Genomic DNA, 8882 nt, shown 5'->3' on the forward strand with positions numbered 1-8882 from the left:
GCGGACGGCCCTCCGGCCGGTCCTGCCCATAGGCGTTGAGCAGCGCCTGCGCCTCGATCGGATCACCCAGCGTCGTACCCGTGCCGTGCGCCTCCACCACATCGATATCAGCGGCGGTCAGCCGGGCGTTCTCCAGCGCGGCGCGGATGACGCGTTCCTGCGAGGGGCCGTTCGGTGCGGTCAGGCCGTTGGACGCGCCGTCCTGGTTGACCGCGGAGCCGCGCACCACGGCCAGGACCTCGTGCCCGTTGCGTACGGCGTCGGAGAGCCGCTCCACCAGCAGCACCCCCACCCCCTCGGACCAGCCGGTGCCGTCCGCATCGGCGGAGAAGGAGCGGCAGCGGCCGTCGGAGGCCAGGCCGCGCTGCCTGCTGAAGTCGATGAAGACGGCCGGGGTGGAGAGCACCGTGACGCCGCCGGCCAGGGCCATGTCGCACTCGCCGTTGCGCAGTGCCTGGCAGGCCAGGTGCAGCGTGACCAGGGACGAGGAGCAGGCGGTGTCCACGGTCATGGCCGGGCCCTCGAGTCCGAAGGTGTAGGACACCCGGCCGGCGAGAACGCTGCCCGAGGTGCCGGTGCCGAGGTAGCCCTCGACCCCTTCCGGCAGCACGGTCATGGTGGCGCCGTAGTCGTGGTACATGAGTCCGGCGAACACACCGGTGGAGCTGCCGCGCAGGGAGCTCGGGTCGATGCCGGCCCGTTCGAAGACTTCCCAGGAGGCTTCCAGCATCAGCCGCTGCTGGGGGTCCATCGCCAGCGCCTCGCGGGGCGAGATACCGAAGGGCACAGGGTCGAAGCGGTCCGCGTCGTGGACGAAGCCGCCCTGGAGGACGTAGGACTTGCCCGCCGCGTCGGGGTCGGGGTCGTAGAGGGCCGTAGTGTCCCAGCCTCGGTTGTCCGGGAACGGGCCGATGGCGTCGGAGCCCGTCGCGACCAGGTTCCACAGGTCCTCGGGGCTGTTGACCTCGCCGGGGTAGCGGCAGCTCATCGCGACGATGGCGATGGGCTCGTCGCTGCCGACGGTGCGGGTGGCCCGCGCGGGCGCCGCGGTGTCCGCACCGGTCAGGTGGGACAGCAGGTGGGCAACCAGGGCTTGCGGGGAGGGGTGGTCGAAGACGAGGGCCGCGGGCAGCCGAAGGCCCGTCACGGCGCCGAGCCGGTTGCGCAGTTCCACCGCGGTCAGCGAGTCGAAGCCCAGGTCCTTGAACGGCTTGTGGTCCTCGATCGGTTCCGCGCCGGTGTGCCCGAGCACGCCGGCGGCCTCGGACCGTACCAACTCGGTGAGCAGGTCGATGCGTTCGGCCTCGCCGAGGCCGGCGAGGCGCTCGCCCAGCGGGGAGGGGGCACCGCGTGCGGCACGCGCCGCCTCGGGCAGGGCGCGGCGGGTGACCAGGCCCCGCAGCAGGGGCGCCACCGCGGCGGGGTCGCGGTCCGCGGCCTCCCTCAGCTCGGTGAGGTTCAGCCGGAGGGCGACCAGGTGCGGGGTGTGTCCCGTCCGGACGGCGTCCAGGACGGCGAGTGCCTCGGCGGTGGCGAGGGCGGAGCCCACCCGCCGGATCCTGGCCCGACCCGTCTCGTCCAGCCCGGCGGAGATGCCGGAGGCCTCCGCCCACAGGCCCCAGCCGATGGAGACGGCGCCCGCCCGGCGGCGGGCGACGGCGTCCAGGACCGCGTTCGCCGCCGCGTAGCCGGCCTGGCCCGCTGAGCCGAAGGTCGCCGAGACGGAGGAGAACAGCACGAACAGGGAGACGTCGCCGACCAGGTCGTCCAGGTGCAGCGCGGAGACCGCCTTGGCGTCCAGGACAGCGTCGAGCCGGTCGGGGGTCAGGGAGGTGACCACTCCGTCGTCCACGATCCCGGCGGCGTGCACGACACCGGTCAGCGGCCGGTCGGCGGGTATGCCGGCGATCACCTCTGCCAGCGCCTCGCGGTCAGCCACATCGCAGGCGAGGGCACGGGCGCGGGCCCCCAGGGAGGCCAGCTCGGCGATCAGTTCGTCCGCCCCGGGCGCTTCGGGGCCGCGCCGGCTGACCAGCAGCAGGTCGCGGACGCCGTGTTCGGCGACCAGGTGCTGGGCGACGCGGCCGCCGAGGACGCCGGTGCCGCCGGTGACCAGTACCGTGCCGTGCGCCTGTGCCGGGTCGGACGCCGCCGGGGGAACGATGGCGCGGGCGAGGCGGGGCGCGTACAGCCGGTTCTCCCGCAGGGCGAGTTGCGGCTCATCGGTGTCCGCCAGGCCGGTGAGCGGTGTGCCGCTGTCGGACGGGTCCAGGTCGAGCAGGACGAATCGGCCCGGGTGCTCGGTCTGCGCGCTGCGCACCAGTCCCCACACGGCGGCGGCGGCCGGGTCGACCGGGGTGTCCCCGGCGGGCACGGCGCCTCGGGTGAGCAGGACGAGGCGGGAGGCGGCGAAGCGTTCGTCGGCGAGCCAGGTCCGTACGAGCTCCAGGGCACGGTGAGCGGCGCGGCGGACCGCGGCGGGCCCGTCGAGGGTGACCGGGCCGTCGGGGTCCTCGGGGTCGGGGCCGGCGTGGACGGCCACCAGGGCGGGGAGTTCGGCCGGGGCCGCCAGTGCCCTCGCGTCGGCGACGACCGTCCACGGGGTGGACGGCCCGGGCGCGGGCAGGGCGGCCCACTCGACACGGAAGAGCGTGCCGGGGGGGATCCGGCCGTCGACGGGCGCCGCCGGTCGCAGTACCAGGGACTCCACGGAGGCGACCGGCTGTCCCGTCGGGTCGGCGAACGCGAGCGAGACGGCGTCCGTGCTCGTCGGGGTCAGGCGCACGCGCAGGGCGGTGGCGCCCTTGGCGTGCAGGGTGACACCGGACCAGCTGAACGGCACGCGTACGGCCGGATCGTTCTGCGCGGGGCCGCTCAGGGCCGCGCAGTGCAGAGCGGCGTCGAAGAGGGCGGGGTGCAGGCCGAAGTTCTCGGCGTCCGGGGAGTCCGCGTCGTCGGCCACGGCGGGCAGCGCCACGTCGGCGTACACCACACCGTCGGCGGCGCGCCAGGCGCCGCGCAGGCCCTGGAAGAGCGGCCCGTAGTCGAGGCCGGCGGCTGCCACGGCGGCGTAGAAGTCGTCCAGTGCCACCGGCTGGGCGTCCTGTGGCGGCCACTGGTCCAGTGGTTCGCCCGCCGTCGGGCGTGCGGGGGCGAGGATGCCGGTCGCGTGCCGGACCCAGCCGCCGTCCGTGCCCTCGGCCGCGTCGGCCTCGTCGGGCCGGGTGTAGAGGGCGATCTCCCGGGAGCCGTCCGCGAGCGGCGTGCCCACCTCCGCCTGGATCCGGACACCGCCCAGCTCGGGCAGTTCCACCGGGGTGTCCAAGGTCAGCTCGTCCACGACGGCGCAGCCGACCTGGCTGCCCGCGTGCAGGGCGAGGTCGACGAGGGCGGTGCCCGGGACGATGACCGCACCGTGTACACGGTGGTCGTTGAGCCAGGGGTGGGTGGTGCGGGACAGCCGGCCGGTGAGCACGAGGCCTCCGTCACCGGCCACGGAGACGAGCGCGCCCAGCAGCGGGTGCCCGGCGCCGCTCAGGCCGGCCGTCCTGAGGTCGGCCGGCCTGCCGAGGGAGGGCCAGTAGCGCTGTCGTTGGAAGGCGTAGGTGGGCAGATCCACCCGGCGGGGGCTCCAGGGTTCCAGGACGGCCGCCCAGTCGGGATCGAGCCCCGCGACGTGCAGGCGCGCCACGGCCCGCAGCAGGTCGTCCGTCTGGTCGCGGCCGTTGCGCTGCAGCGGGACGGCGAGGGCGGTGTCGTCCTTGGCGCCGACAAGGGCGCTGAGCACCCCGTCGGGTCCCACCTCGACGTACCGGGTGACGCCCTGGCGCCCCAGTTCCTCGGCGGCGTCGGCGAACCGGACGGCCGAGCGGACCTGGCTGACCCAGTATTCCCAGGTCGTCGGGTCACCGTCGAGGCCGACGGTGGAGACCATCGGGGTCGTCGGCGGGTGGTAGGTGAGGTCGCGGGCGATCGCTGCGAACTCGTCGAGCATGGGTTCCATCAGGTACGAGTGGAAGGCGTGCGAGACCGTGAGCCGCTTGACCTTGCGGCCCTGGCCGCGCAGTCGTTCCTCCAGCGCGTCGATCGCGCCGGTGTCGCCCGAGACCGTCAGGGACGACGGCCCGTTGACCGCCGCGAGGTCCACACCGTCGGGCAGCTCGATCTCGCCCTCGGCCGCCTCGACGGCCAGCATCGCGCCGCCCTCGGGCAGGTCCTCCATCAGCCGGCCGCGGGCCGCGACCAGGCGGCAGGCATCGTCCAGCGACAGGATGCCCGCGACGTGGGCGGCGGCGAGTTCGCCGATCGAGTGGCCCGCCAGTACGTCGGGGCGCAGGCCCCATGACTCGGTCAGGCGGAAGAGGGCGACCTCGACGGCGAACAGTGCCGGCTGGGTGTGGACGGTGCGGTCCAGCGCCGCACCGTCCTCGAAGACGATCTCCTTCAGCGGCCGCTCACCGCCGACCTTCTGACACACCGTGTCGAAGGTCTCGGCGAACACGGGGAAGGTGTCGTACAGGTCACGCGCCATGCCCGCGTGCTGCGCGCCCTGCCCGGTGAACAGGAAGGCGGTCAGTCCGGGTCGTACGGCGCCGGTGAGGACGTCGGGTCCGGTGCGGGCCTCTTCGACGGTCCGCAGGCCGGCCCGGGCGTTCACCAGGTCGGTGGCGAGGACGACGCCACGGTGCTCGTGGGACTGGCGGGTCGCGCCGAGAGAGTGGGCGAGGTCGACGAGTTCGGCGCCGGCCCCCGTCCCGTCGTCCAGGAAGGTACGCAGCCGTTCGGCCTGGGCCATCAGGGCCGTAGCGGTCCGGCCGGACACCGGCAGCGGCACCGTGCGGGGGGCGGGTCGGCGGGGGGCCGGCTCCTCCACGGGGGCGTCGAGGGGTGCTTCCTCCAGGATGATGTGCGCGTTGGTGCCGCTGATGCCGAAGGAGGAGACAGCTGCCCTGCGGGGGTGTTCACCGGGTTCCCAGGGCTGCTCCCCGGTGAGCAGTTCGATACTGCCGGAGGACCAGTCCACGTGTGGGGTGGGGACGTCGGCGTGCAGGGTGCGGGGCAGCACGCGGTGGCGCATCGCCAGCACCATCTTGATGACTCCGGCGGCCCCGGCGGCGGACTGGGTGTGGCCGATGTTGGACTTCAGCGAGCCGAGCCACAGCGGACGGTCCCGGTCGCGGCCGTAAGTGGCCAGCAGCGCCCGGGCCTCGATGGGGTCGCCCAGCGTGGTGCCGGTGCCGTGCGCCTCGACGACGTCGACCTGGTCGGGCGTCAGGCGGGCGTCGTCGAGCGCGGCGCGGATGACACGCTCCTGTGCCGGGCCGCTGGGGGCGGTGAGGCCGTTGGAGGCTCCGTCCTGGTTGACCGCGCTGCCGCGTATCACGGCGAGCACCGGGTGGCCGTTGCGGCGGGCGTCGGAGAGCCGCTCGATGAGCAGTACGCCGACGCCCTCACCCCAGCCGGTGCCGTCCGCGTCGGCGGAGAACGCCTTGCACCGGCCGTCGGATGCCAGGCCGCCCTGCCGGCTGAACTCGTGGAAAGCGACCGGGTGCGGCATGACGGTGACCCCGCCGGCGAAGGCCATGGAGCAGTCACCGGCGCGGATGGCCTGGGCAGCCAGGTGCAGGGCGGTCAGCGACGAGGAACAGGCGGTGTCCACACTGACCGCGGGCCCTCGCAGGCCCAGCGTGTAGGCGATGCGGCCGGAGAGTACGGAGGTGGCGCTGCCGGTGAGCTGGTAGCCCTCGGTTCCGGCCATGCCCGCCTGCATGTCGATGCCGTAGCCCTGGCCGTTGGTCCCGACGAACACGCCTGTACGGGAGCCGCGCAGCGTCCCGGGATGGATGCCGGCGCGCTCCATCGCTTCCCAGACCGATTCCAGGACCAGCCGCTGCTGCGGGTCCATGGCCAGTGCCTCGCGCGGGTTGATGCCGAAGAACGCGGGGTCGAACATGCCCGCGTCGTGCAGGAAGCCGCCCTGGGACGCTTCGGGGGCCGCGACGCCCTCGGCGCCGGGCAGCGGGCTGTCGTCCCAGCCCCGGTCGCCGGGGAACGGGGTGACGGCGTCCGTGCCTGAGGCGAGGAGCCGCCAGAGGTCCTCGGGCGAGCGCACACCGCCGGGCAGGGTGCAGGCCACCGACACGATGGCCATGGGCTCATGCTCCTGCGACTCGGCCTCACGCAACCGCCTGCGAGTGGTGTGCAGTTCGGCGATCACCCGGCCCAGGTAGTCACGGAGCTTGTGCTCGGTGGGACTCTTGCTCGCTTCGGTCGTCATCGTGCTCTCCTGCGGGGTCCTTGGAGCGGCGGCGGTCATGTGAGTCCCAGATCCCTCTCGACCAAATCGAACAGTTCGTCGTCCGTGGCGTGTCCCAGCCGGTCGGCCAGGGCGGCGCCGTCAGCGGAGTCCTCACCGGTCTCTTTCCGTGTCGTGGCGAGCAGCGACTCCAGCCGCATCACGATCCGGACCCGGTCGAGGTCGTCGCCGGAACGGCGGACGAGTGCCGCCTCCAGTCGGTCGAGCTCGTCCGTCGACGGCAGGTCGTCGACGGTGTTCTTCGGCATCAGCAGGCCCAGCAGGTGCTCCGCCAGCGCGACGGGGGTCGGCTGGTCGAAGACGAGTGTGGCCGGGAGTGTCAGGCCGGTCGCGGAGGCCAGCCCGTCACGCAGTGCCACCGCGGTCAGCGAGTCGGTGCCCAGGTCACGGAAGGTGCGTTCCGGTGCGATGTGCTCCGGTCCCGTGTGGCCGAGCGCGACGGCGGCGTGGGTGCGGACCAGATCCAGCGCCGCGCGCTCACGCTCCACCGGGGACAGCCCGGCCAGCCGGGTGCCGAACCCGTCCTCGACCGTGTCGGGAGTGGTTGCGGCCCCGGCGGAGCGGAGGGCGCGTACCTCGGGCAGTTCGGCGAGCAGCGGGCTGGGGCGCAGCGCGGTGAAGGAGGGTTCGAACCGTCCCCAGTCGACTTCCGCGGCGGCGGTGGACGGTTCGCGGGCGTCGAGCGCCTGACGCAACGCGGTCATGGCGGGGCCGGGCTGGAGGAGCGAGATGCCGCGGCGCAGCATCGGTTCCACGGCGGCATGGTCGACCATGCCGCCTCCGTCCCACGGCCCCCAGGCGACGGAGAGGACGGGAGCGCCCTCTCGGCTGCGCTGTTGGGCGAGCGCGTCGAGATAGGCGTTGCCTGCGGCGTAGCCCCCGTGCTGGCCCACGCCCCACATCGCGGAGATGGAGGAGAAGTGGACGACGGCGTCCAGTCGTGTGGGGTCGAGCAGTTCGTCGAGGTGACGGGCGCCGGCGACCTTGCCGCCCACCAGGTGGGCGAGGTCCGCGACGCCGGTGTCGGCGAGCGGGGCCAGAGCGCCCAGGCCGGCGGTGTGCATGACGGTCCGGACGGTGATGCCGTCGGCGGCCAGCGCGTCGAGCGCTCGGCCGACGTCGTCACGGTCCTGCAGGTCGCAGGCGACGACGGTGACGCGGGAGCCGATGGCGGTGAGTTCCGCGGTGAGTTCGCGGGCGCCTGGGGCGGCGGGGCCGCGCCGGCTCATCAGGACGAGGTGTTCGGCCCCCTCGGCCGCCAGCCAGCGGGCGACGTGGCCGCCGATGGCGCCGGTGCCGCCGGTGACCAGCACGGTGCCGTCCGGTGTCCATGCCGTGCCGGAACGCGGGGGGACGGGGTCGGCGTGGCGCAGCCGTCGTCCGAGGGCGGTTCCGGCGCGGACCGCCACCTGGTCCTCGCCGTCGGTGCGGGTCAGGGTGGCCGCGAACCGGGCGGCCAGGCGCGTGTCGTCGAGCCCGTCGGCGGGCAGGTCGATCAGACCGCCCCAGTGGCGGGGGTGTTCCAGGGCCGCGACCCGGCCAAGGCCCCAGACGGCGGCCTGGGCCGGGCTGACCGGCGCCTCGTCCTCGCCCGCGCCGACGGCGCCCGCGGTGAGGGTCCACAGCGGGCCCGGGTCGACGTCGAGGGCGGCGTGCAGCAGGCAGAGGGTGCCGGCCTGGCCGGCGGTGATCACCGGGTGGTCCGGATGCGGCGTCTCGTCCAGGGCGAGCAGGGAGATCACGCCGCGGAGCTGCTCGCCGGGGACGACGTAGTCGCGGAGCAGGTCCGCGAACTCCTCCGCGTCGGTGTCGGCGGGGTCGACGACGAGCAGGTCGACCTCGCCCTGCCGTTCGGTGAGCGCCGCGCGGCAGGCGTCGACCGTGGCGTCGGCGTCGTCAGGGGCCACCAGAAGCCACCGCCCGACGCAGGACGCCGCGGACGGCTCCTCCAGGGGCGTCCAGGCGATCCGGTACCGCCAGGCGCCGACGGCCTCGTGCTCGCGGGCGTCGCTGTGCCAGGCCGACAGGGCCGGCAGCAGGGGTTCCAGTGCCGCCGGGTCCAGGCCCGCGGTGGCGGCCAGGGACTCGACGTCGCCCTCGTCGACGGCCGCCCAGAAGCGGGACTCCGCCGGTGAGGCGGCGGGGGCGGGCGCCACGGTCGCGTCCGGGGCCGGGGAGTCGGGCCAGTAGCGGGTGCGCTGGAAGGGGTAGGTGGGCAGGTCGACCCGGTCGCCCTCGCCGGTCACCGCCTGCCAGTCGACCTCCGTGCCCCGTACGTGGGCCCGGGCGATCATGTGCAGCAGTGTCTGTGCCTCGTCGTGCCCCGGGCGCAGGGCGGGGACGGCCACCAGGCTGTCGACCTGGTCCTGGGCGAGGGCGGAGAGCACTGCGTCCGGGCCCAGTTCCAGTGCTGTCCGTACGCCGGTGAGCGAGGCGAGTGCGTCGGCGAAGCGGACGGGTTCGCGAATCTGCCCCACCCAGTAGCCGGGGGTGGCCAGGTCGCCAGGGGCGGTGGTGAGAACGGGGATCTGCGGGGGGTGGTAGGTCAGCGACTCGGCGACCGTGG

2 protein-coding genes are annotated in these 8882 nt (G+C 74.3%); both read right to left on the minus strand.

The annotated features are described in order from the left end of the window. A partial coding sequence (locus IE140_RS36775; protein ID WP_444545637.1) for a type I polyketide synthase occupies nucleotides 1-6217 on the minus strand: 6217 nt, incomplete at its 3' end. A gap of 95 nt (nucleotides 6218-6312) precedes the next feature. After that, nucleotides 6313-8882 (minus strand): SDR family NAD(P)-dependent oxidoreductase (locus IE140_RS35595; RefSeq protein ID WP_189461086.1); only part of this gene is annotated, 2570 nt, incomplete at its 5' end.

This window comes from Streptomyces parvus (assembly GCF_014648875.1).
Classification (GTDB): Bacteria; Actinomycetota; Actinomycetes; order Streptomycetales; family Streptomycetaceae; genus Streptomyces; species Streptomyces parvus.